19 protein-coding genes and 7 tRNA genes are annotated in these 23,298 nt (G+C 65.3%); 5 read left to right on the top strand and 21 right to left on the bottom strand.

The features are described from left to right. Position 1: 1 nt before the first annotated feature. Positions 2 to 3,298: a PAS domain S-box protein gene (locus ACVWZ5_RS10400; RefSeq protein ID WP_186600756.1), complete on the top strand. Its 3,297-nt coding sequence runs from the start codon at positions 2 to 4 to the stop codon at positions 3,296 to 3,298. 177 nt (positions 3,299 to 3,475) lie between these two features. Here ACVWZ5_RS10400 and ACVWZ5_RS10395 read toward each other — a convergent pair whose 3' ends face one another. The 12 genes from ACVWZ5_RS10395 to gltX form a co-directional block, all read right to left on the bottom strand. Continuing rightward, the gene (locus ACVWZ5_RS10395; protein ID WP_028690428.1) at positions 3,476 to 3,919 is read right to left on the bottom strand and encodes an Hsp20 family protein; all 444 of its coding nucleotides are present in this window, start codon (positions 3,917 to 3,919) and stop codon (positions 3,476 to 3,478) included. 167 nt (positions 3,920 to 4,086) lie between these two features. After that, positions 4,087 to 5,058, bottom strand: coding sequence for a tRNA dihydrouridine synthase (locus ACVWZ5_RS10390; protein WP_084943666.1), 972 nt, complete (start codon positions 5,056 to 5,058; stop codon positions 4,087 to 4,089). Between the two features lie 54 nt (positions 5,059 to 5,112). Then, positions 5,113 to 5,547, bottom strand: coding sequence for an acyl-CoA thioesterase (locus tag ACVWZ5_RS10385; protein ID WP_062573323.1), 435 nt, complete (start codon positions 5,545 to 5,547; stop codon positions 5,113 to 5,115). Positions 5,548 to 5,591: 44 nt separating this feature from the next. Continuing rightward, on the bottom strand, positions 5,592 to 6,425 hold the full coding sequence (locus ACVWZ5_RS10380; protein WP_062573322.1) for an alpha/beta fold hydrolase: 834 nt from the start codon (positions 6,423 to 6,425) through the stop codon (positions 5,592 to 5,594). Between the two features lie 24 nt (positions 6,426 to 6,449). Continuing rightward, positions 6,450 to 6,989: a TetR/AcrR family transcriptional regulator gene (locus ACVWZ5_RS10375; protein WP_028690424.1), complete on the bottom strand. Its 540-nt coding sequence runs from the start codon at positions 6,987 to 6,989 to the stop codon at positions 6,450 to 6,452. A 171-nt stretch (positions 6,990 to 7,160) separates the two neighbouring features. Next, a tRNA-Glu gene (locus ACVWZ5_RS10370) sits at positions 7,161 to 7,236 on the bottom strand. 42 nt (positions 7,237 to 7,278) lie between these two features. Then, positions 7,279 to 7,354, bottom strand: a tRNA-Ala gene (locus ACVWZ5_RS10365). 66 nt (positions 7,355 to 7,420) lie between these two features. Further along, positions 7,421 to 7,496 (bottom strand) — tRNA-Glu (locus tag ACVWZ5_RS10360). Between the two features lie 42 nt (positions 7,497 to 7,538). Next, positions 7,539 to 7,614 (bottom strand) — tRNA-Ala (locus ACVWZ5_RS10355). A 53-nt stretch (positions 7,615 to 7,667) separates the two neighbouring features. Next, positions 7,668 to 7,743 (bottom strand) — tRNA-Glu (locus tag ACVWZ5_RS10350). Positions 7,744 to 7,815: 72 nt separating this feature from the next. Next, positions 7,816 to 7,891: transfer RNA gene (locus ACVWZ5_RS10345), tRNA-Ala, on the bottom strand. A gap of 346 nt (positions 7,892 to 8,237) precedes the next feature. Next, a complete protein-coding gene (gene gltX / locus ACVWZ5_RS10340; protein ID WP_028690423.1) occupies positions 8,238 to 9,719 on the bottom strand; it encodes a glutamate--tRNA ligase in 1,482 nt (493 codons plus the stop codon). A 142-nt stretch (positions 9,720 to 9,861) separates the two neighbouring features. On the opposite strand from gltX, the gene ACVWZ5_RS10335 reads away from it, so the two are divergent. Both ACVWZ5_RS10335 and ACVWZ5_RS10330 read left to right on the top strand, forming a co-directional pair. Then, on the top strand, positions 9,862 to 10,911 hold the full coding sequence (locus tag ACVWZ5_RS10335) for an HlyD family secretion protein (RefSeq protein ID WP_062573321.1): 1,050 nt from the start codon (positions 9,862 to 9,864) through the stop codon (positions 10,909 to 10,911). A 49-nt stretch (positions 10,912 to 10,960) separates the two neighbouring features. Next, complete coding sequence (locus tag ACVWZ5_RS10330; RefSeq protein ID WP_172402427.1) at positions 10,961 to 12,451, top strand: MDR family MFS transporter; 1,491 nt, start codon at positions 10,961 to 10,963, stop codon at positions 12,449 to 12,451. A 136-nt stretch (positions 12,452 to 12,587) separates the two neighbouring features. Here the strand turns inward: ACVWZ5_RS10330 and uvrB are convergent, their stop codons facing one another. Then, positions 12,588 to 14,603: an excinuclease ABC subunit UvrB gene (gene uvrB / locus ACVWZ5_RS10325; protein ID WP_084942629.1), complete on the bottom strand. Its 2,016-nt coding sequence runs from the start codon at positions 14,601 to 14,603 to the stop codon at positions 12,588 to 12,590. Positions 14,604 to 14,892: 289 nt separating this feature from the next. On the opposite strand from uvrB, the gene ACVWZ5_RS10320 reads away from it, so the two are divergent. Both ACVWZ5_RS10320 and ACVWZ5_RS10315 read left to right on the top strand, forming a co-directional pair. Continuing rightward, on the top strand, positions 14,893 to 16,089 hold the full coding sequence (locus ACVWZ5_RS10320; protein ID WP_062573318.1) for an amino acid aminotransferase: 1,197 nt from the start codon (positions 14,893 to 14,895) through the stop codon (positions 16,087 to 16,089). A gap of 62 nt (positions 16,090 to 16,151) precedes the next feature. Further along, a tRNA-Asn gene (locus ACVWZ5_RS10315) sits at positions 16,152 to 16,227 on the top strand. Between the two features lie 54 nt (positions 16,228 to 16,281). Here the strand turns inward: ACVWZ5_RS10315 and ACVWZ5_RS10310 are convergent. The 8 genes from ACVWZ5_RS10310 to ACVWZ5_RS10275 all read right to left on the bottom strand — a co-directional run bounded on the left by ACVWZ5_RS10310 (position 16,282) and on the right by ACVWZ5_RS10275 (position 23,295). Beyond that, positions 16,282 to 16,698, bottom strand: coding sequence for a cupin domain-containing protein (locus ACVWZ5_RS10310; protein ID WP_062573317.1), 417 nt, complete (start codon positions 16,696 to 16,698; stop codon positions 16,282 to 16,284). Between the two features lie 156 nt (positions 16,699 to 16,854). Continuing rightward, a complete protein-coding gene (locus tag ACVWZ5_RS10305; RefSeq protein WP_062573316.1) occupies positions 16,855 to 17,643 on the bottom strand; it encodes a PhzF family phenazine biosynthesis protein in 789 nt (262 codons plus the stop codon). A 50-nt stretch (positions 17,644 to 17,693) separates the two neighbouring features. After that, entirely contained in the window at positions 17,694 to 18,632 is a 939-nt protein-coding gene (locus ACVWZ5_RS10300; protein WP_084942626.1) for a 2-hydroxyacid dehydrogenase, read from the bottom strand. Positions 18,633 to 18,700: 68 nt separating this feature from the next. After that, on the bottom strand, positions 18,701 to 19,123 hold the full coding sequence (locus tag ACVWZ5_RS10295; protein WP_062573314.1) for a hypothetical protein: 423 nt from the start codon (positions 19,121 to 19,123) through the stop codon (positions 18,701 to 18,703). Between the two features lie 12 nt (positions 19,124 to 19,135). Next, a complete protein-coding gene (gene ccmI / locus ACVWZ5_RS10290; protein ID WP_062573313.1) occupies positions 19,136 to 20,323 on the bottom strand; it encodes a c-type cytochrome biogenesis protein CcmI in 1,188 nt (395 codons plus the stop codon). Further along, positions 20,316 to 20,792: a cytochrome c-type biogenesis protein gene (locus ACVWZ5_RS10285; RefSeq protein ID WP_062573312.1), complete on the bottom strand. Its 477-nt coding sequence runs from the start codon at positions 20,790 to 20,792 to the stop codon at positions 20,316 to 20,318. Before ACVWZ5_RS10285 ends, ccmI begins: the two co-directional genes overlap by 8 nt. After that, positions 20,789 to 21,325, bottom strand: a complete 537-nt coding sequence (locus tag ACVWZ5_RS10280; RefSeq protein WP_062573311.1) for a DsbE family thiol:disulfide interchange protein — start codon at positions 21,323 to 21,325, stop codon at positions 20,789 to 20,791. Before ACVWZ5_RS10280 ends, ACVWZ5_RS10285 begins: the two co-directional genes overlap by 4 nt. Beyond that, complete coding sequence (locus tag ACVWZ5_RS10275; protein WP_457340594.1) at positions 21,322 to 23,295, bottom strand: heme lyase CcmF/NrfE family subunit; 1,974 nt, start codon at positions 23,293 to 23,295, stop codon at positions 21,322 to 21,324. The genes ACVWZ5_RS10280 and ACVWZ5_RS10275 overlap by 4 nt, the downstream gene beginning before the upstream one ends. Between the last annotated feature and the right edge of the window lie 3 nt (positions 23,296 to 23,298).

Raw genomic sequence — 23,298 nt, 5'->3', positions numbered from 1 at the left:
GATGCCCAAATCAGCAAACCGCTTTCCGCGCCTGCCACGCATCCCTGCGGCCGATCCCCAGGAATCGGAGCTGGCCTGGCAGAACGCTCCCCAGCTGCTGGCCGCGCTCAACGGCGCGCGCCTGGGCGCCTGGCTGTGGGACATCGAGAGCGGCCGGGTGAGCTGGTCACGGGGCACCCAGGCACTTTTCGGCTTCGATCCGCAGCGCCCGCTACCCAATGACGTCGACTACCTGGACTTGCTTCCCGAGGAAGACCGCGCCCGCACCCGCCAGGCATTCCAGGCCGTGGTCAACGGCGAGCCAGTGGAACAGGCCATGCGCCACCGCATCCGCTGGCCCGATGGCAGCGTGCACTGGCTGGAGATCAACGGCAGCCTGACCCACGATCCCCACGGCCGGCCACAGATGATCGGGGTCATTCGCGAGATCACCCGCCAGCGCGAGCGGGAATCCGCGCTGTTCAACTCGGAAAAGCGCTTCGCCACCCTGTTCCACCTCAGCCCCAACGCCATCCTCCTGACCCGCCGCCACGACGGCATGATCATCGAGGTCAACCAGCATTTCGAGCACATGTTCGGCTGGCCAGGCGCCCAGGTGGTCGGCAAGACCAGCCTGGAGCTGGGTTTGTGGGTCAATCCCGAGCAGCGCCACCTGGTGATGGACGCCACCCGCGCCGGCAGCGGCCCATTGACCTTGGAGGTGCAGTTCCGCGCCACCAGCGGCAAGATCCACGACGGCATCCTCTGCACCCAGGGCATCGAACTCGAAGGTGTCACCTACCTGATCAGCACCTTCGTCGACACCACCGAGCGCAAACGCGCCGAGCAGGCGCTCAAGGACAGCCAGGAGCGCCTCGACCTGGCCCTGGACTCGGCCCAGCTCGGCACCTGGGATTGGCACATTCCCAGCGGCATGCTCTATGGCTCGGCCCGCGCCGCCCAGCTGCACGGGCTGGACCCGGTACCTTTCCACGAATCGTTCGAGGCTTTCTTCGAAGGCGTGCCCGAGCACGAGCGCAGCGCCATGCGCCAGGCCTATCGCAGCCTGCGTGAGGGGCCGGCAGGCAACTACCAGATCACCTACCGCGTGCAGCTGGACAACGGCGCCTCGCGCTATATCGAAAGCCGCGCCCGGCTGTACCGCGACGACCACGGCAACCCCCTGCGCATGGCCGGCACCCTGCTCGACATCACCGACCAGGTCGAACGCGAACAGCGCCTGAGCGCCTCGGAAGAAAAATTCGCCAGCCTGTTCCAGGTCAGCCCCGACCCGATCTGCGTGACCCGCCAGGACACCGGCCAGTTCATCGAGATCAACCCGGCCTTCAGCCAGACCTTCGGCTGGAACCCGGAGCAGATCCTCGGCCAGACCGCCGAGGAGATCGGCCTGTGGGCCGAATCGGCCGAACGCGCCCAGCGCATCGAGCGGGTGATCCGCGACCAGGCCCTGAGCAATGTGGCGGTGGTGGTCAACCACCGCAACGGCACGCCGCTGACCTGCGTGATCTCCAGCCGCCTGATCAGTGTCGACAGCCAGCCATGCAGCGTCACCACCCTGCGCGACATCACCCAGCAGCAACGCGCCGAGGCGGCGCTAAAGGCCAGCGAAGAAAAATTCGCCAAGGCGTTCCACTCCAGCCCCGACGCCATCACCATCACCGAACGCCAGAGCGGGCGCTACGTGGAGGTCAACGACGGCTTCAGCCGGCTGACCGGCTACAGCCCCGAGGAAGTGTTGGGGCACACGGTCTACGAAATCGGCATCTGGGCCGATGAAAAACAGCGTGCCGCCCTGCTCAACGAGCTGCGCGAGCGCGGCCGGGTGCATCACCGCGAGATGCTCGGGCGCAACAAACGTGGGGACATCCTCACGGTGGAGGTCTCGGTGGAGCCGATCAGCCTCAACGAAACCGACTGCCTGCTGCTCACCGCCCGCGATGTCAGCCTGCTGAAGAATGCCCAGGCGCAAATCCGCCACCTGGCCTACCACGACCCGCTGACCAACCTGCCCAACCGCGCCCTGCTGATGGACCGCCTGAGCCAGCAGATCGCGCTGCTCAAGCGCCACAACCTGCGCGGCGCGCTGCTGTTCCTCGACCTCGATCACTTCAAGCACATCAACGACTCCCTCGGCCATCCGGTAGGCGACACGGTGCTGAAGATCATCACCGCCCGCCTCGAGGCCAGCGTGCGCCTGGAGGACACCGTGGCGCGCCTGGGCGGCGACGAGTTCGTGGTACTGCTCAGCGGCCTGGAGGGCAGCCGCGAGGTGGTGGAAAGCCGGGTTCGCGAACTGGCCGACACCTTGCGTGAGCTGCTGGCCGAGCCAATGTCGCTGGACGGGCAGCGCCTGCAGGTGACACCGAGCATCGGCGTGGCCCTGATCCCCGACCATGGCACCACCCCCGCCGATCTGCTCAAACGCGCCGACATTGCCCTGTATCGGGCCAAGGACTCAGGACGCAATGCCACCCAGCTGTTCCACACCACCATGCAGAAGGCCGCCAGCGAGCGCCTGCGCATGGAAAGCGACCTACGCCTGGCCCTGGCCCGGGGTGAACTGGCCCTGCACTTCCAGCCCCAGGTCGATGCCCGCGACAACCGCATCGTCGGCGCCGAGGTGCTGCTGCGCTGGCACCATCCGCAGTTGGGCCAGCAACCGCCGGCGCAGTTCATCCAGGTGCTGGAGGAAAGCGGCCTGATCCTCGAAGTCGGCAGTTGGATCCTCGACGAGGCCTGCGATGCCTGCGCGCACATGCTCGCGGACGGCCTGATCGACGCCGACGACTTCAGCCTGTGCGTCAACATCAGCCCGCGGCAGTTCCGCCAGAACGACTTCGTCGAGCGGGTCCTGCGCAGCCTCGACGACTACCGCCTGCCGCGGCGCATGCTGACGCTGGAGATCACCGAAGGCATCGTCATCCAGAACCTGGAAGACACCATCAGCAAGATGCGCGAACTCAAGGGGTACGGCGTGAGCTTCGCCATGGACGACTTCGGCACGGGGTATTCCTCGCTCACCTACCTCAAGCGCCTGCCGGTGGACGCGCTGAAAATCGACCAGACCTTCGTGCGCGACGCGCCGGTCGACCCCAACGACGCCGAGATCGTCCGCGCCATCGTCGCCATGGCCCGCAGCCTGGAGCTGGCGGTGATTGCCGAAGGCGTGGAACTGACCGAGCAGCTGGAGTTCCTTGAGCGGCTGGGTTGCCACCTTTACCAGGGCTATCTGCACAGCAGACCGCTGCCGTTGCCGGAGTTCCGTCAGATGCTGCTGGAGGCGCCGGCGGATTACTGAACTGGCCTGGTAACAGTTCACGCATGGCGTGGGAGCGGGCTTGCCCCGCGATTGCGGTATGAGACCCAGCATTGCAATCGCGGGACAAGCCCGCTCCCACGCCAGTCAAAGGGCATTCATCCCCGGCACAAAGCAGAAAGGGCACCCGAAGGTGCCCTTTCTTTCATCCCGCCGAACTCAGTTCAGCGCCGGCTTTTCGCCGTTGATCGGGATGCGCTTGGCCTTGGCTTCTTCCGGCACGATGCGCAGCAGTTCGATGCTGAGCAGGCCGTTGGCCAGGCCCGCGCCCTTGACCTCGATATGGTCGGCCAGGCGGAACGACAGCTTGAAGGCGCGCTGGGCAATGCCCTGGTGCAGGAAGGTGACGCCTTCGCTGGCGTTGTCGCGCTTGCCGCCGGTCACGGTCAGGACGCCTTTTTCGACCTGCAGGTCGAGGTCCTGTTCCTGGAAGCCGGCCGCGGCGACCACGATGCGATAGTGGTCATCGCCATGCTTTTCCACGTTGTAGGGCGGGTAGCTGCTACCGGCCTCGTTACGGGCGGCGGCTTCGAACAGGTCGTTGAAACGGTCGAAACCGACGGAGTTGCGGAAAAGCGGTGCAAGAGAGAAAGCGGTAGTCATGGTCATGAACTCCTGAGATTCAGCAAGTAAAGTCACTACGCGACCCGACTTCGGCATCGCGTACTCAAGAGATAGGTCCTGGCAAAAGGCTTTCAAGGGCTGGCATGAAAAAATTTTCGACTGGGTATGGCTTCGTGGGAGCGGGCTTGCCCCGCGAAAGCGCCGACTCAGGCGACACAAGCCTCGACGGCCCGCATTTCCACGCCCAGCAACCCACTGATCCGCTGGCAGTCATCCTCCCGACGCAACTCGGCGAACAGCGCCACCGCCTCGGGATAGCCACGGGTCAACATCGCCAGCCACTGCTTCATTCGCCCCGGCGCGTAGCGCGGCGACAGCTTGTCCTGGGCCTGGCGCCAGAACTCGCGCAGCAGTGGCAGCAACTCATCCCAGCTCATCGGCTGGTACTCGACGCCATCGCGGGCCGCGGCGATCTGTAGGGCCAGGTCCGGGCGCGACACCAACCCGCGCCCCAGCATGATGTCCTTGGCGCCGCTGACCTCGCGGCAGCGCCGCCAGTCGTCGACCGTCCAGATCTCGCCATTGGCGAACACCGGCACCGCGACCACATCCTGCACTCGCGCCACCCACTCCCAATGAGCCGGCGGCTTGTAGCCCTCGACCTTGGTCCGCGCATGCACCACCAGGTGCGCCGAGCCGCCTTCGGCCAGCGCCCTGGCGCAGTCCAGCGCGCCGTCGGGGCTGTCGTAGCCCAGGCGCATCTTCGAGGTCACCGGGATATGCGCCGGCACCGCGCGCCGCACCTCGCGGACAATGGCATGCAGCAGCTCGGGCTCCTTGAGCAGCACCGCCCCGCCCCGGGACTTGTTGACGGTCTTGGCCGGGCAGCCGAAGTTCAGGTCGATGACCGGCGCGCCCAACTCGCAGGCCAGGGCCGCATTTTCAGCCAGGCACACCGGATCCGAGCCGAGCAATTGCACGCGCATCGGCACGCCGGCGGCGGTGCGCGCGCCCTGGCGCAGCTCCGGCGCCAGCTTGTCGAACGACGACGCCGGCAGCAGGCGGTCGCAGACGCGGATGAACTCGGTGACGCACCAATCGATGCCGCCCACCCGGGTCAGGACGTCGCGCAGGATGTTGTCGACCAGCCCCTCCATCGGGGCCAGGGCAATTTGCATGTCAGGGGGTCTCGCCACGAAAAAGGCGGCAGTCTAGCAAAAAACCGCCCCGCTTCAGCGGCCGGTCAGCGCCGGACCGTAACCATCGAGGAATTCCGCCGGCATGCGCTTGGGCTTGCCGCTGGACAGCTCGATGCAGGCGAAGGTGGTCTGCGCCCGCAGCAGGGTGACGCCGTCACTTGGGCGCTTGAGCTGGAAGCGCCGGGTCATGCGCAGGCGCTGGTCCCAGTCGACGATCCAGGTGCCCAGCTGCAGTTCGTCGTCCTCATAGGCGGCGGCGAGGTAGTCGATTTCATGGCGGAGCACCGCCATCGCCCGGTCCAGCCGGCGATACTCGGCCAGGTCCAGCCCCAGGCGCTGGGAATGGCGCCAGGCGCAGCGCTCCAGCCAGGTGACATAGACGGCGTTGTTGGCGTGGCCGAGGCCGTCTATGTCCTCGCTGCCGACGCGTAGGTCGATGATGAATGGTGCTGCCAGATCCCAGCTCATGCCCGCTCCTGGTGTTCAGTGACCGGGCAGAGTGTAACGGATGCTCAGGCGCTTTGCCGCGCGCGCTGGCTGGAACGCGCCAGCAGCTCCATCACTGCCTCGCCCAGGCGAGGGTCGGCCAGCACCCGCTGATGGCCGCCCTCCTCCAGCAGCAGCAAGCGGCTGTCGAACCAGGCCTGGTGAATCACCGGCGCCTCGCCGGCCGGCACCACCGGGTCGTCCTCGGCATGCACAACCAGGCCCGGTACATCAAGCTGATAACCACTGACATCCAGGCGCGCCACCTGAACGCCGACATCCCGTTCGACCTGGCGGATAAACGCGGCCCTGGCCCGGGCCGGTAGACCAAGACGCCGGGCGAAGCCACGCAGCACGCCAAGCAGGCGTGCCGGAGCGGCGATGCTGACTGCCGCATCGGTGCGCAGCCCCCATTGCAGGGCCAGCAACAGGCTGGCGCCACCCATGGAGTGGCCAATCACCGCCCGTAACGGCGGCAGCTCGGCGGCAGCCTCCAGCAAGGCGCGGGCAAACGCCACCACATGCGCCTGCTCGCCGGGCGAGCGCCCATGGGCCGGCCCTTCCAGCGACACCACGGTGTGGCCGCTGTCGACCAGCCGCTCGATCAACGCCGCGAACTGGGTCGGGCGCCCTTCCCAGCCATGCATCAATAGCACCGTCGGCCCCTGCCCCCAGCGCAGCGCCGACAGCCCGAAGCGCAGGGTGATGCGCTCGGCGCGGGCCAGCAACGGCAGCTCCCAGGGTTTGGGCGGCAAACTGCGCGGCGTCATGAAGGCACGCCGCATCTTGCCGGCGACATGCTCGGGGACCAGGTGGCCGAGGGTGCCATTGACGCCACGAATCCAGCTCAGGGTAGTCATCGCCTTGCTCCAGGGTCAGGTTGCTCAGATCACCGCCGACTTGGCGGCACGCAAGATACGGTCGGACAGTTCGCCATCGCCCAGGGCACGGGCCACGGCCAGGCCACCCACCATCAGGGCGAAATCGGCGAGCGCCTTGTCGATGTCTTCGGGGCGATCGACCATCTGTGCGGTCATCAACTCGATGTGTTCGGCCAACACGTTGCGAAACGCCTCCGGCAGGCGCTGCATCTCGCTCAGTGCATTGGGAATCGGGCACGCCTGCACTTCGGAATCACGGTGCTTGCGCGAAAGGTAGAAGGCCGCCACCAGGGCCCGGCGCTCGGCGCCGTCAAGGGCGGGATCAAGCTGGGCGAGCAAGGCGCGGCGCTCGCCGAGCAACTGGCTGAACGCCTCGAGCATGAGCTCGTCCTTGCTGTCGAAGTGGGCATAGAAGCCGCCGACCGTCAGCCCCGCGGCGCCCATGACCTGGCTGACGCTCGGCTCGGCCGGCCCCTGTTGCACCAACGCGCTGCGGGCGGCATCGAGGATGCGTTCGCGGGTCTTGCTCTTCTTGTCGCTCATGGCACACCTCAAAACATTATGATCATCATATTATGCTCATAATATTTTATGGCAAGCGGAATATGCGGCCATTGATCGGCGCAGCGCCATTTTTCGGGAGGCAGAAAAAACAAAAGGCCCATTCAATAATCGAATGAGCCTTATAAGTCCTGCAAAACGCAGGTAAAAAATTGGCGTCCCCTAGGGGACTCGAACCCCTGTTACCGCCGTGAAAGGGCGGTGTCCTAGGCCACTAGACGAAGGGGACTTTAACCTTCGTGCCGACTCGCTGCTGCGAATCGTGGCGAATTGGTGGAGCTAAGCGGGATCGAACCGCTGACCTCCTGCATGCCATGCAGGCGCTCTCCCAGCTGAGCTATAGCCCCGAGTAAAACAAATGACTCACCGATCTGGATGATAAGCCATTCAATGCCCGCAAATGCGGGTAAAAGTGGCGTCCCCTAGGGGACTCGAACCCCTGTTACCGCCGTGAAAGGGCGGTGTCCTAGGCCACTAGACGAAGGGGACGTAACCTTCGTGCCGACCCGCTTTCGCGAATCGCGGCAAAATTGGTGGAGCTAAGCGGGATCGAACCGCTGACCTCCTGCATGCCATGCAGGCGCTCTCCCAGCTGAGCTATAGCCCCGGATTTCTAGCCTCGCGGCCCAGCGACATGGTGAAACATCGCTTGTGTGAAACTGGCGTCCCCTAGGGGACTCGAACCCCTGTTACCGCCGTGAAAGGGCGGTGTCCTAGGCCACTAGACGAAGGGGACGAACCTTCTTACCTTCAAGACCCGTTTTCTGGAACCGGTCTTGCCTGACGGCCTTGGCCATCAGTCGGAATTTGGTGGAGCTAAGCGGGATCGAACCGCTGACCTCCTGCATGCCATGCAGGCGCTCTCCCAGCTGAGCTATAGCCCCACAATGTCGCTTTGAACCGAAGCGCTGGCTGGGTGCCTGGCGTTTCGTTTTCGTTCATCGCTGTGGACGGGGCGCATATTAAGATCGGATTGCAGGGCTGTCAAACGAATTTTTGAAAATATTCAAAATTTTTTTCACAGATAACAATCACTTACCGCCCTGCCCTGCTGCTACCGGTTACTTGGCCGCGAGGGAAATGCCTGTGGGAGCGGCCTTGCGTCGCGAAAGGGCCGCACAGCGGCCCCGGCGATTATTGCGTGGCAGCTAAATTCGCGGGACCGCGTTGCGGTCCTTTCGCGACGCAAGGCCGTTCCCACAAGGTTCAGCGACCGCCTTCAGTACGCCATCAGGCGATATTCGCCAGCAGCTTCTCCCACTCCTTGTTTTCCTTCTTCGACACGCCACCGAGCAGGTCGATGGCCTGGCGCAGGCGGTAGCGAGTCAGGTCGGGGCCGAGGATTTCCATGGCGTCGAGCACCGACACCGAGCTGGCCTGGCCGGTGATGGCGGCGAACATCAGCGGCATGGCATCGCGCAATTTGAACTCCAGCGACTCGACCACGGCCTGGATGCAGCCGGTGATGCGGTCCTTTTCCCACTGGCGCAGGCTTTCCAGCTTCCACAGGATCAGCTGCATCACCTGGCGTACCTGGTCGGCCGACAGTTTCTTGCTCTCGAACAACTTGGCGTCGAGCTTGAGCGCGCCTTCGAAGAAGAAGCCACCCAACGGGGCAACCTGGCTGAAGGTCTCGACCCGGCCTTGCACGTGCGGGGCGATCTTCATCATGTAGTCGCTGTTGAACGCCCACTTCTGCACGCGCGCGGCGAACTCTTCCACCGGCAGCTCACGCAGCCACTGGCCGTTCAGCCACGACAGCTTCTCGATGTCGAAGATCGGACCGCCCAGGGAGATGCGCGACAGGTCGAAGTGCTCGACCATCTCGGCCAGCGAGAACTTCTCGCGCTCGTCCGGCATCGACCAGCCCATGCGGCCCAGGTAGTTGAGCATGGCTTCAGGCATGAAGCCCATGCGCTCGTAGAAGGTCACCGAGGTCGGGTTCTTGCGCTTGGACAGCTTGCTCTTGTCGGGGTTGCGCAAAAGCGGCATGTAGCACAGCTTGGGCTGTTCCCAGCCGAAGTACTCGTACAGCTTGATCAGCTTGGGCGCCGACGGCAGCCACTCTTCGCCGCGCAGCACGTGGGTGATGCCCATCAGGTGGTCGTCGACCACGTTGGCCAGGAAGTACGTCGGCAGGCCGTCGTTCTTCATCAGCACCTGCATGTCCATGCGGTCCCACGGAATTTCGACATCGCCACGGAGCATGTCCGGCACCACGCAGACGCCTTCGCTCGGCACCTTCATGCGGATCACATGCGGCTCGCCAGCGGCCAGGCGGCGCTGCACTTCCTCGTCGCTCAGCAGCAGGGCGCGGCCATCGTAGCGCGGGGTTTCGCCGCGGGCCATCTGCTCGGCACGCATCTGCTCCAGCTCTTCGGCGGTGCAGAAGCAGTAGAAGGCGTGGCCGGCGTCGACCAACTGCTTGGCGTACTTGGCATAGATCTCGCCACGCTCGCTCTGCCGGTACGGACCGTGCGGGCCGCCGACGTCCGGGCCTTCGTTCCACTCGATGCCGAGCCAGCGCAGGGCGTCGAAGATCTGCTGCTCGGACTCGCGGGTGGAGCGCAACTGGTCGGTGTCTTCGATCCGCAGGATGAACTCACCGCCGTGCTGCTTGGCGAAGCAGTAGTTGAACAGGGCGATGTAGGCGGTGCCGACATGGGGGTCGCCGGTGGGCGATGGCGCGATACGCGTGCGAACGGTGGTCATGGAGAGTCTCGAACAAAGAGAAACAAAGGCGGGATGTTAGCAGGGAGCAGGTACAAGGCTCCAGCAATGGCGCGATCGTCACTTGTGAGGGGACTGCCGAGCGCTGTTAAATTTGCTTACATTCTCGCAACGACAGCCTCCCATGCCCCCTCCACTCAAACGCCGCCTGCTGGTCTTCATCTCCCTGGTGCTGCTGGTCGGCCTCGCCTTCCTGGCCCACTGGTACTTCAAGGGGCGCTTCTTCGAGAGCACCGACAACGCCTATGTGCAAGGCGAGATCACCCGCATCTCCAGCCAGCTGGGCGCGCGCATCGAAGAGGTGCGGGTCGAGGACAACCAGCACGTGCGCAAGGGCGACCTTTTGGTGCGCCTGGAAGCCGCCGACTTCGAACTGGCCGTCGAGCGCGCCCGCGCAGCCCTGGCCACCCGCGAGGCGGAATTGGCCCAGGCGCGTAGCCGCCTGACCCAGCAAGGCAGCCTGATCGCGGCCGGTCAGGCCCAGGTGGCCGCCAGCCAGGCCACCCTCGACCGCTCGCAACTGGACCTCAACCGTGCCCAGGCCCTGCGCAAGCCCGGCTTCGTCTCCGAAGAGCGGGTCACCACCCTGTCGGCGCAAAGCCATGTCGCTCGCTCTCAAGTAGACAAGGCCCAGGCTGACCTCAAGGGCCAGCGCCAGCAGGTCGATGCCTTGAACGCCGAACTCAAGCGCCTTGACGCGCAAATCGCCAATGCCCGCGCCGACCTGGCCCAGGCCGAGCTGAACCTGACCCGCTGCGCGATCCATGCGCCGATCAGCGGCACCATCGGCCAGCGCAGCGCCCGCAACGGCCAGGTGGTCCAGGCCGGCGCCTACCTGCTGTCAATCGTCCCCGACGAGGACATCTGGGTACAGGCCAATTTCAAGGAAACCCAGATCGGAAGGATGCACCCCGGGCAGCGCGCCGAACTGCGGTTCGACAGCTACCCCGATACCCCGATCGAAGGCCGCGTGAACAGCCTGTTCGCCGCTTCCGGCGCGCAGTTCAGCCTGTTGCCGCCGGACAACGCCACCGGCAACTTCACCAAGGTGGTGCAGCGCATTCCGGTCAAGCTGACCTTCGCCGCCGACAACCCGCTGCATGGGCGCATCCGCCCGGGCATGTCGGTCACCGCCACGGTCGACCTGCGCGACGGGGATGCGGATGGCCGGTGACCCGCTGCTGCGCCCCACCGCGGAGCCGACCCGGCGCGACTGGATCGCGGTGATGAGCGTGATGCTCGGTGCCTTCATGGCGGTGCTGGACATCCAGATCACCAACTCTTCGCTCAAGGACATCCAGGGCGCGCTGTCGGCGACCCTGGAAGAAGGCTCGTGGATCTCCACCTCCTACCTGGTGGCCGAGATCATCATGATCCCGCTGACCGCCTGGCTGGTGCAGCTGCTCTCGGCCCGGCGCCTGGCGGTGTGGGTGTCGCTGGGCTTTTTGGTGTCGTCGCTGCTGTGCTCGATGGCCTGGAACCTTGAGAGCATGATCGTGTTCCGCGCCCTGCAGGGTTTCACCGGTGGCGCGCTGATCCCGCTGGCATTCACCCTGACCCTGATCAAGCTGCCCGAACACCACCGCGCCAAGGGCATGGCCATGTTCGCCATGACCGCCACCTTCGCCCCCTCCATCGGCCCGACCCTCGGCGGCTGGCTGACCGAGAACTGGGGCTGGGAGTACATCTTCTACATCAACATCCCACCGGGGCTGGTGATGATTGCCGGCCTGCTCTACGGGCTGGAGAAAAAGGAGGCGCACTGGGAGCTGCTCAAGAGCACCGACTACGCCGGCATCGTCACCCTCGGCCTGGGCCTGGGCTGCCTGCAGGTGTTTCTCGAGGAGGGGCACCGCAAGGACTGGCTGGAGTCGAACCTGATTGTCAGCCTGGGCAGCGTCGCCCTGCTCAGCTTGATCCTGTTCGTGATCCTGCAGTTCTCCCGCCCGCACCCGCTGATCAACCTGCGTATCCTCGGCAACCGCAACTTCGGCCTGTCGAGCATCGCCAGCCTGGGCATGGGCGTCGGCCTGTACGGGTCGATCTACCTGCTGCCGCTGTACCTGGCGCAGATCCAGGGCTACAACGCCTTGCAGATCGGCGAGGTGATCATGTGGATGGGCGTGCCGCAGCTGTTCCTGATCCCGCTGGTGCCGCAGCTGATGAAGGTGATCCCGCCCAAGGTGCTGTGCGCCCTGGGTTTTTGCCTGTTCGGCGCGGCCAGCTTTGGCTCCGGGGTGCTCAACCCGGACTTCGCCGGGCCGCAGTTCAACCAGATCCAGGTGATTCGCGCCCTTGGCCAACCGATGATCATGGTGACCATCTCGCTGATTGCCACGGCCTATATCCAGCCCCAGGACGCGGGCTCGGCGTCGAGCCTGTTCAACATCCTGCGCAACCTGGGCGGCGCCATCGGCATCGCCTTGCTGGCGACGCTGCTGGATGCGCGGACCAAGGAATACTTCGACTACCTGCGCGAGGCGGTGGTGCCGAACAATCCGCAGGTGGCGGAGCGTCTGGCGCAGTTGGCGGAGCGACTGGGCAGCGAAAACGCGGCGCTGGGCAAGCTGTCGGAGATTACCCACCAGCAGGCCTTGATCATGGCCTACAACGATGCCTTCCATTTTGTCGGGATCGGGCTGGCGGTGAGCATGTTGGCGGTGCTGCTGACGCGCACATTGCCTCAGGGGTTGAAGGCGGGCGAGGCGCATTGATCGAGTCACGCCTTCACCTGTAGGAGCAACTGTCTTGCTCAACTGCTAAAGCTAGCGCGATCCCTGTGGGACAGTTCCCCACGCGACAGCGTAGCCCGAAGGGCGGGGCAACCTCCTACAGTGATTGTGTAGGGCTTTAGCTGGCCAACAGGCGCTCGCGCAGCTTGCCGATCTCGTCGCGCAACTGCGCGGCGGCCTCGAACTCCAGGTCGCGGGCGAACTGGAACATCTTTTCTTCCAGCTGCTTGATGCGCTTGGTGATCTGCGCCGGGGTCTGCAGCTCGGCCTCGTAGCGCTCGGCCTCCTCCGCCGCCTTGGCCATGCCCTTGCGCTTCTTGCTCCGCGCTCCCGGCACCGTGGCGCCTTCCATGATGTCGGTGATGTCCTTGACCACGCCCTTGGGCACGATGCCATTGGCTTCGTTGAACGCAACCTGCTTGGCCCGGCGCCGCTCGGTCTCGTCGATGGCCCGCTGCATGGAGCCGGTGATGTTGTCGGCGTACAGGATCGCCTTGCCGTTGAGGTTGCGCGCGGCACGGCCGATGGTCTGGATCAGCGAGCGCTCGGAACGCAGGAAGCCCTCCTTGTCGGCGTCGAGGATCGCCACCAGCGACACCTCGGGCATGTCCAGGCCCTCGCGCAGCAGGTTGATCCCCACCAGCACGTCGAAGGTGCCCAGGCGCAGGTCGCGGATGATCTCGACCCGCTCGACGGTGTCGATATCCGAGTGCAGGTAGCGCACCCGCACATCGTGGTCGGCCAGGTAATCGGTGAGGTCCTCGGCCATGCGCTTGGTCAGCGTGGTGGCCAGCACCCGCTCGCCCATGGCCACGCGCTTGCCGATCTCCGACAGCAGGTCGTCCACCTGGGTCAACGCCGGGCGTACCTCGACCTGCGGATCGACCAGGCCGGTCGGCCGCACCACCTGCTCCACTACCCGCCCGGCGTGCTCGGCCTCGTAGGGGCCGGGCGTGGCGGAGACGAAGATGGTCTGCGGGCTGACCGCCTCCCACTCATCGAAACGCATCGGCCGGTTGTCCAGTGCCGACGGCAGGCGGAAGCCATACTCCACCAGGGTTTCCTTGCGCGAGCGGTCGCCCTTGTACATGGCGCCGACCTGGGGAACGCTGACGTGGGATTCGTCGATCACCAGCAGCGCGTCATCCGGCAGGTAGTCGTAGAGGGTGGGCGGCGGCGCGCCGGCCGGGCGCCCGGAGAGGTAGCGCGAGTAGTTCTCGATGCCATTGCAGTAGCCCAGCTCGAGGATCATCTCCAGGTCGAAACGGGTGCGCTGCTCCAGGCGCTGGGCCTCCACCAGCTTGTTGTGCGAATTCAGGTACTCCAGGCGCTCCTTGAGCTCCTCCTTGATCCCGTCCACGGCCTCGACCAGGGTTTCCCGCGGGGTCACGTAGTGGCTCTTGGGGTAGAAGGTGAACCGCGGCAGCTTGCGAATCACCTCGCCGGTCAGCGGGTCGAAGGCGGCGATGTTCTCCACCTCGTCGTCGAACAGCTCGATGCGGATCGCCTCCAGGTCCGATTCGGCCGGGAAGATGTCGATCACGTCGCCACGCACGCGGAAGGTGGCGCGGGCGAAGTCCATCTCGTTGCGGGTGTACTGCAGGTCGGCCAGGCGCCGCAGCAGGGCGCGCTGATCGAGTTTGTCGCCGCGGTCGACGTGCAGGACCATTTTCAGGTAGGTCTCAGGACTGCCCAGGCCGTAGATGCACGAGACGGTGGTGACGATAATCGCGTCGCGCCGCTCCAGCAGCGCCTTGGTCGCCGACAGGCGCATCTGCTCGATGTGATCGTTGATCGACGCGTCCTTCTCGATGAAGGTGTCCGACGACGGCACATAGGCTTCGGGCTGGTAGTAGTCGTAGTAGGAGACGAAGTACTCCACCGCGTTGTTCGGGAAGAACGCCTTGAACTCGCCGTACAACTGCGCAGCCAGGGTCTTGTTCGGCGCCAGCACCATGGTCGGGCGCTGCACCTGCTGGATGACGTTGGCGATGCTGAAGGTCTTGCCCGAGCCGGTGACCCCGAGCAGGGTCTGGTGCGACAGGCCCGCGTCGATGCCCTCGACCATCTGGCGGATGGCCTCGGGCTGGTCGCCGGCCGGCTGGAATCGGGTGACGAGCTGGAACTCGGACATGACGGACCTCGTGGATGTCGCGGCAACTGTAAATTTAGCCAGTAGTCTATACCCAAATGCGCGCCCTGGGCGCGGCATTCAAGCCCGACCTGTGAACGTTCATGTCAATGGACCGGGCAATTCGACCAATGGTCGAAAAATATTTGCGCAAACAGCCGGAAAAGCTGCGCCAGACTGTCGCAGTGACCGGTCGGTATCACTATACTGACTCCCCGTTTGCGCACCGCTTCAGTGCCTTCGGCTGGAGCGTGGCGACCCCTATCACTCTCCTATCAGAGCCAAGGTAACAATGAGCCTGTTTTCCGCTGTCGAGCTGGCACCCCGCGACCCTATCCTGGGCCTCAACGAAGCATTCAACGCCGACCCACGCACCGACAAGGTGAACCTGGGCGTGGGCGTCTACTGCAATGAGGAAGGCCGCATCCCGCTGCTGCGCGCGGTGATCGAGGCCGAGACCGCCCGTGCCGCCCAGCACGCTTCCCGCGGCTACCTGCCGATCGACGGCATCGCCCAGTACGACCAGGCCGTGCAGAAGCTGATCTTCGGCGCCGAGTCGCCGCTGCTGGCCGCCGGCCGCGTGGTCACCGTGCAGGCCGTGGGCGGCACCGGCGCGCTGAAGATCGGCGCCGACTTCCTCAAACGCCTGCAGCCGGGCGCCGTGGTGGCCATCAGCGACCCGAGCTGGGAAAACCACCGCGCCCTGTTCGAGAGCGCCGGCTTCCCGGTACAGACCTACCGTTACTACGATGCCGCCAGCCACGACGTCAACCGCGCCGGCATGCTCGAGGACCTGCACAAACTGCCAGCCGGCTCGGTCATCGTCCTGCACGCCTGCTGCCACAACCCAACCGGTGTCGACCTGTCGCTGGACGACTGGAAGAATGTCCTGGAAGTGGTCAAGGCCAAGGGCCACATCCCGTTCCTGGACATGGCCTACCAGGGCTTCGGTGCCGGCATCGACGAAGACGCCTTCGCCGTGCGCCTGTTCGCCGAATCGGGCCTGGAGTTCTTCGTATCCAGCTCGTTCTCCAAGTCGTTCTCGCTGTATGGCGAACGCGTCGGCGCGCTGTCGATCGTCACTGCCTCGAAAGACGAGAGCACCCGCGTGCTGTCGCAGGTAAAGCGTGTGATCCGCACCACCTACTCCAACCCGCCGACCCACGGCGCCAGCATCGTCGCCGCCGTGCTCAACAGCCCCGAGCTGCGCCAGATGTGGGAAACCGAGCTGGCCGAGATGCGCGAGCGCATCCACGGCATGCGCAAGCAGATGGTCGAGCTGCTGGCCGAATACGGCGCCAAGCGCGACTTCAGCTTTGTCGGTCGCCAGTGCGGCATGTTCTCCTACTCGGGCCTGACCGTGGAGCAAGTGGCGCGACTGAAGAACGAGTTCGGCATCTACGCCCTGGACACCGGCCGCATCGCCGTCGCCGCGCTGAACCAGAGCAACATTCACGTGGTCACCAAGGCCATCGTCGAAGTGCTGTAACTGCTTGATTGTCTTGGGGGAAGCTTGACTTCCCCCGGGCAATCGGTAAGATACGCGCAGATTCCGCGATAGCTCAGTCGGTAGAGCAAATGACTGTTAATCATTGGGTCCCTGGTTCGAGTCCAGGTCGCGGAGCCAAATACTGAAAACCTCCAGATGCGCAAGCACTGGAGGTTTTTTATTGCCTGCGTTTCAGGGCTTGGGCAGGGGCTCGGTCACCGGCTTGCCGTCCTCTACCAGGCTCCAGACCAGCAGCTTGGCCGGCGCGCGCTTGCTGGCATTGCGCGACACGCTGTGCACGGTGCCCGGCGCCTCGTACCAGAACTCGCCAGCCTTGTAGGTTTTCTCCGGCTCGTCGTTGAGTCTGGAGGTCACCGCCCCTTCCAATACATAGGCCATGACCGCTCCCGGATGCTGGTGGGCGGGCGACGCCTGGCCGGGGCCATAGCTGACCATGAGCATTACAGCTCTCCTGCCTGGGGCATTGGTCGGGAGCTGTTCCTGAAGAATCCTGACCTGATCGGGTTTCTCGCCGTGGGCCCAGGCAGGTGACAGTAGTGCGAGCAGGCTTGACGTCAACAGCACAACGGCTAGATGGATGAATCGCATGGGGCTTCTCCTGAGGGATATCTACCTGCAGGTTAAGCCCAGGTTTGTGAGCGTAAAATGGCCAATTCGCGGGAAAAACGGGAGGCCGATTGGCGAATCACACCCTCCATAAATGAATGCGCGCACAACGCTTGAAACCACAATCAATCCCGCAACTCAAACAAAAATCACCCCCCGCAAATAAAGCGCCCCCCGCCCTCTTATAATCACCCGCCCATTCCCCGGCAAATCACACTGCAACTGCCCCTTGCGCCCCCCACCCTGCTCACAGCGCAAGCTGCTCTTGCCCAACCGCTGCGCCCAGTAGGGTGCCAAGGAGGTATGCGCCGACCCGGTCACCGGGTCTTCATTGACCCCCACCCGAGGCCCAAACCACCGCGTGACGAAATCAAACCCCCGCCCCGCCGCCGTCACCGCAATCCCGCGTACATCAAACGCCGACAACGCCACGAAATCCGGCTTGAGCCCCTCGATCAGCGAGACATCGTCAATCACCAGCACATAATCGTCGGTCCGGTACAACGCCCGAGCCTCACTCAACCCAAGCGCCTCCAACAACCCCGCCGGAATCTCCACGGCCTCCGGCTGCTTGGCGGGGAAATCCATCGCCAGCAGGCCATCGGCATCACGCCGAACCCGCAACTCCCCACTACGGGTATTGAACCGCAACACCTCGGCCTGCTCGCCCAACTGCTCGAACAACACCCATGCCGCCGCCAACGTCGCATGCCCACACAGGTCGACCTCCACCGCCGGCGTGAACCAGCGCAGGTCGAACGTTTCACCGTTACGCACGAAGTACGCCGTCTCGGACAGATTGTTCTCTTCAGCAATGCGCTGCAGCACCTCGTCGGGCAGCCATTGCTGCAATGGAATCACCGCTGCGGGATTGCCGCCGAACGGCTCGGATGAAAACGCGTCGACCTGGAAAATCTCAAGTTGCATGTACAGACTCCTCAGGCCCGGCACCGCGCCGGGCGGACTTCAGAAAGGATTCAACCGCGAACCGGCGTCAACACCGGCTCGCCGGCAAAGAATGCCTGCAGGTTACGCAGTACCAGGGCCACGGTATCGCGCGCCGCTTCCGGCGACTGCCCCGCCACATGCGGGGTCAGCACCGTATTGCCCAGCGCCTTGAGCGCATCGGGCACCGCAGGCTCGTCATCGAACACATCCAGCGCGGCCCCTGCGATCACGCCCCGCTCCAGCGCCGTGACCAACGCCGTGGTATCCACCACGCTGGCCCGGGCGATGTTGACCAGGTACCCCTCGGCGCCCAGGGCCTCCAGTACCGAGCCATCGACCAGATGCCGGGTGCCACTGCCACCGGGCGTCGCGACCACCAGAATGTCCACGGCATCGGCCAGGTGCAACGGACTGTCGTACCAGGTGTAGGGCTGGCCCCGACGAGGCGTGCGGCTATGGTAGCTGACGTGCATGTCAAAGCCCTGGCTCGCGCGGCGGGCGATGGCCTGGCCGACCGCGCCCAGGCCGATGATGCCCAGGCGCTTGCCACTGACCGAGGGGCTGATCACCCGGTTCCATTCGCCACGTCGGGTACTGGCATCGGCACGGGGGATATCGCGCAACAGCGCCAGCAGCAGCGCCATGGCGTGGTCGGCGACGGGCCCGGCGTTGGCGCCCGCACCATTGGTGACCGTTATGCCGCGCGCCGCAGCGGCCTCGAGATCGACCTGCTCATAGCCGGCACCGATCACACAGATGATCTGCAACTGGGTCAGTGTGGCAATTTCATTGGCCGTAAGGCCCAGCGGGCCCCGGGTGAGCACGGCGTCGATCTCGCCGGCGTGACGGATAATGGCGTCGGCGCGCATTTGCGGCGATGGTGCGCGGATCAGGCGGTAGCCGGCCCGTTCCAATAGCGGCAGGTAGTCATCGACGGTTTCCACCAGCACCAGGACTGTCTTGCTCATGCCACCCTCCTGTTGAATGCGAAGGGGGATTATGCCAGTTGCTTGCCCTGCGATCAGGTCAACGTTGATTACTGCCCGAACGCCCTGCCCAACCCGCCCGGCACGCCACTGCTGTCAGTGTCCTGCCACGGTCCGTTGGGACTCAGCGACCAGCTCCAGCCATTGTTCCAGCGGTAATAGGTGCGCTGGCGGTAGAAGGTGTTGGGCTGCTTCTCCAGCACATAGACCCCCAGCTTCGGGTCCCAGTGGCTGGCGCCCCCCGGCGGCGGCGCGAAGCTGGCGGAAGTGCGTGGCATCGGCTTGGGTATCGCCGACGGCTTGCTCGGTTGCGTCCCGGGCTGGCCACCCGGCAAGGGCTTGACCACCGGCCCCTTGTGCGGCGGCGTGGTCTCGATCGGCGGCAGCGGTTCACGCTCCCCGGGCTGATGCACCGTACACGCGGAAAGACCCAGGGCCAGGGAAATCAGGGTCAGGCGGACGGTGCTGTTCATGGGGCTGCTCTCTTATGAGTCGGGACTGTCGATGGTCACATGCTGGGTGCCCTGGGTGCCGGTGGCCAGCGGGGCGCTCTGGCCCTTCCATTCACCGTGGGTGGGCTGCCCGGCGCGCGAGACGCGGGCAACCAGTTGGACTTCGGCGAAGTCCGACAGTTTCATCTGCGGCATCATCGCGTCGGCATCGGACAGTTCCACCTCGATCGGCAGCTGCGCCACGGTCACCCGCTTGGCCGCCAGCGGCATGGGCGGGCCATTGCTGGCGCGGGCGAAGATGAACACGGTGTCGTCGGGGCGCACCTTGTCCTTGAGCGCCGCTGCCAGCTCCACCCGTACCTTCAGGCGCGCCGTCTCGGCCACCTTGCCGCCACCGGCCTTGAGCTTGTCGGCGGCGCGGTCAATGCCCCCCTGCAGCGCCTCGCGTGACGCGTCGCCCGGCGGCAACTGCGCCAGTAGGCGTTGCCAGAAGTCGATGGCCTCCTGGTAGCGCTCGCCCTCGAAGGCGGCGATACCACGCAGGCCGAGGCTGGTGACCTCCTGCGGGTCGGCCTTGAGCGCTTCATCGGTGAGCGCCTGCAGTTGCGCCGACCACTGTTTATCGGCGGCGAAGTACAGCGACTGCGCCCATTGTCCGAGCAGCTCGGGCTGACGCCCGGCCAGGGCCACGGCGCGCTCGAAGGCCTTGGCCGCATCGGCTGGGCGCTGTTCGGCCATGTAGGCCCGGCCAAGGAAGTACAACCCTTCGGCAGAGTCGGGCTGGGCCTGCACCGCACGCTCCAGGCGCGTGGTCATTTCCGCCATCGACTGCGGCGCGCGGGCGAACTCCTGGGTCAGTTCGACCTTGTCCGCGGCGCCGAAGTGCAGGTACAGCCCCAGGGCCATGGCCGGCACCAGCACCGCCGCCAGCAACGGCACGGCCTTGCCCAGGTGGCCCTGGCGGATCACGTCGCCACGCTCGGTATCGGCCAGCAGCTCACGGGCGGCCTCGTCACGGCCATTGGCCAGTTGTTGTTCGTCAAGAACGCCGGCCGCCTGTTGGGCAGCCAGTTCGGCGACGCGCTCCTCATAGAGCGCCACGTTGAGGGCGGTACGGTCCTGCTCGGCCTGCTGGCGGCGGCGACCGCGCAGGATCGGCAGCAGCAGGAAAGCCAGGGCGGCGAGCAGCAGCAGGCCCGCGCTAAGCCAGAATTCAGTCATGGGTACGTTCTTTATCCAGCAGTTTGGCCAGACGCTCGCGTTCGTCGGCGGACAGTTCGGTGTTGCCGGCCACGGCCTGGCCACGGCGACGGCGCACGATCAGCGCCAGCACCACGAAGCCTGCGGCCAGGAGGATCCCCGGGCCGAACCAGAGCAGCCAGGTGCGCCCGCTGAGCGCCGGCTTGTAACGCACGAAGTCACCATAGCGATCGACCATGAAATCGACGATCTGCTGGTTGTCCTTGCCCTCGCCCAGCATGCGGAAGATCTCGCGGCGCAGGTCGGCGGCGATGGGCGCGTTGGAGTCGGCGATGTCCTGGTTCTGGCACTTGGGGCAGCGCAGTTCCTTGGTCAGTTGCTGATAGCGCTCGCGCTCGGCGTCATCGCGGAACTGGTAGGTGTCGATGGCCGCCTTGGCCACCCCGACCAGGCTCAGGCCGAGCACGGCGGCCGCCAGCCAGCGCCTCATGGCCGGGCCTCGTCAACCAGCCCCTGGTACAGCGGCGCCAGCTGTTCGCGCCACACCGTGGCATCGACCACGCCCACGTGCTTGTAGCGGATGATGCCCTTGGCATCGATCAGGAAGGTTTCCGGCGCGCCGTACACCCCCAGGTCCAGGCCCAGCGAGCCTTGCTGGTCGGCGATGTTCAGCTGGTACGGGTTGTGGAACTCGGCCAGCCATTTCAGCGCGGCGACGTTGTCGTCCTTGTAGTTGACGCCGTGAATCACCACGCCCTGCTCGGCCAACTGGTTCAGGTACGGGTGCTCGACCTTGCACGACGGGCACCAGGTACCCCACACGTTGACCAGCGCCGGGCGACCGATCAGATCGGCCTGGGTGAGGCTGCGATCGCCCTGCACGCTCGCCAGCGAGAACGCCGGGAACGGCTTGCCGATCATCGCCGAAGGCAGTTCATCGGGTTTCAAGAACAAACCCTTGTAGAGAAAGACCGCCACCAGCAGGAACACCGCCAGCGGCACCACCATGATCCAACGCTTCATGCAGTCGCTCCAGACACGCCCAGGGCCTCACGCACCCGGGTCTTGACCTTGACGCGGTAGCGTCGGTCGAGGGCCGCCAGCAAGCCGCCCAGGCCGGTCATCAGACCGCCCAGCCAGATCCAGCGGACATAAGGTTTGATATGCACCCGCACCGCCCAGGCGCCGTTTTCCAACGGCTCGCCCAGGGCGACATACAGGTCGCGGGTGAAGCCGGCGTCGATGCCGGCCTCGGTCATCATCGACTGCTGCACGGTGTACAGGCGTTTTTCCGGGTGCAGCACGGATACTTCGCGGCCATCGCGCGAGACGCGCACGGTGCCCTTGTCGGAAATGAAGTTCGGGCCTTCGAAGTGCTTGGCGCCCTCGAACAGGAAGTGATAGCCACCCAGCTCGACGGTCTCGCCCGGCGCCATGCGCAGGTCGCGTTCGGCGCTGTTGTTGCTCGACAGCACCACGCCAAGGGCGCACACCACCAGGCCCAGGTGCGCCAGGTGCATGCCCCAGTAGCTGCGGTTCAGGCCTGCCAAGCCCTTGGCCAGGCCTTTGTGACGGGTCTTGTCGAGGATGTCGCGCGCGCCGCTCAGGACCACCCAGGCGGCCAGGGCGAACACGCTCAGGGCCGGCCAGTCGAAGTCGTCGACGATCAGCCCGGCGACCGGCGCCAGCACCGCGCTGCCGACCAGCACCGGGGTCAGCATGCCGGCCAGCCATTTGCCCGGGGTGTCCTTCCAGCGCACCACCACACCCACGCCGAGCACCACCATCAGCAGCGCCATCAGCGGCAGGAACAGGGCGTCGAAGTAAGGCGGGCCGACCGACAGCTTGGCCCCGGTGAGGGCGTCGAGCACCAGCGGGTACAGGGTGCCCAGCAGGATCATCGAGGCCGCCACCACCAGCACCAGGTTGTTGGCCAGCAGCAGGGTTTCACGGGACCACAGGGCAAAGCCCACCTGGCTCTTGACCACTGGCGCACGCAGGGCGAACAGGGTCAGCGAGCCACCGACCACGAACAGCAGGAAGATCAGGATGAAGATGCCGCGCGACGGGTCGGCGGCGAACGCGTGCACCGAGGTCAGCACGCCGGAGCGCACCAGGAAGGTCCCCAGCAGGCTCAGGGAGAACGCGGCGATGGCCAGTAGCACGGTCCAGCTCTTGAAAACCCCGCGCTTTTCGGTGACCGCCAACGAGTGGATCAGCGCCGTGCCCACCAGCCAGGGCATGAACGAGGCGTTCTCGACCGGATCCCAGAACCACCAGCCCCCCCAGCCCAGCTCGTAGTAGGCCCACCACGAGCCGAGGGTGATGCCCACGCCGAGGAAGGCCCAGGCGACGATGGTCCAGGGCCGCGACCAGCGCGCCCAGGCGGCATCGAGACGACCACCCAACAAAGCGGCGATGGCGAAGGCGAAGGCCACCGAGAAGCCCACGTAGCCCATGTACAGCATCGGCGGGTGGACAATCAGGCCGAAGTCCTGCAACAGCGGGTTCAGGTCGCGGCCGTCGCCCGGCACCTGCGGCAGCAGGCGCGAGAACGGGTTGGAGGTGATGATCAGGAAGCTCAGGAACCCCACGCTGATCATGCCCATCACCGCCAGCACCCGCGCCAGCATCACCTGCGGCAACTGGCGCGAGAAGATCGACACGGCGAAGGTCCAGCCGCCGAGGATCAGCGCCCACAGCAGCAGCGAGCCTTCATGGGCCCCCCACACGGCGCTGAACTTGTAGTACCAGGGCAAGGCGCTGTTGGAGTTGCTGGCGACGTAGGCGACCGAGAAGTTGTCGGTCATGAAGGCGTGGGTGAGGCAGGCAAAGGCAAACGCCAGGAAGGCGAACTGTCCCCAGGCCGCAGGCCGCGCCAGGCCCATCCACAGGCGGTCGCCGCGCCAGGCGCCAAGCAGCGGTACAGTGGCCTGCACGGCGGCGAAGCAGATCGCCAGGATCATCGCCAACTGGCCGAGTTCGGGGATCACCAG

This window comes from Pseudomonas sp. TE6283 (assembly GCF_054060555.1).
This window is presented reverse-complemented; position numbering and strand designations above follow the sequence as displayed.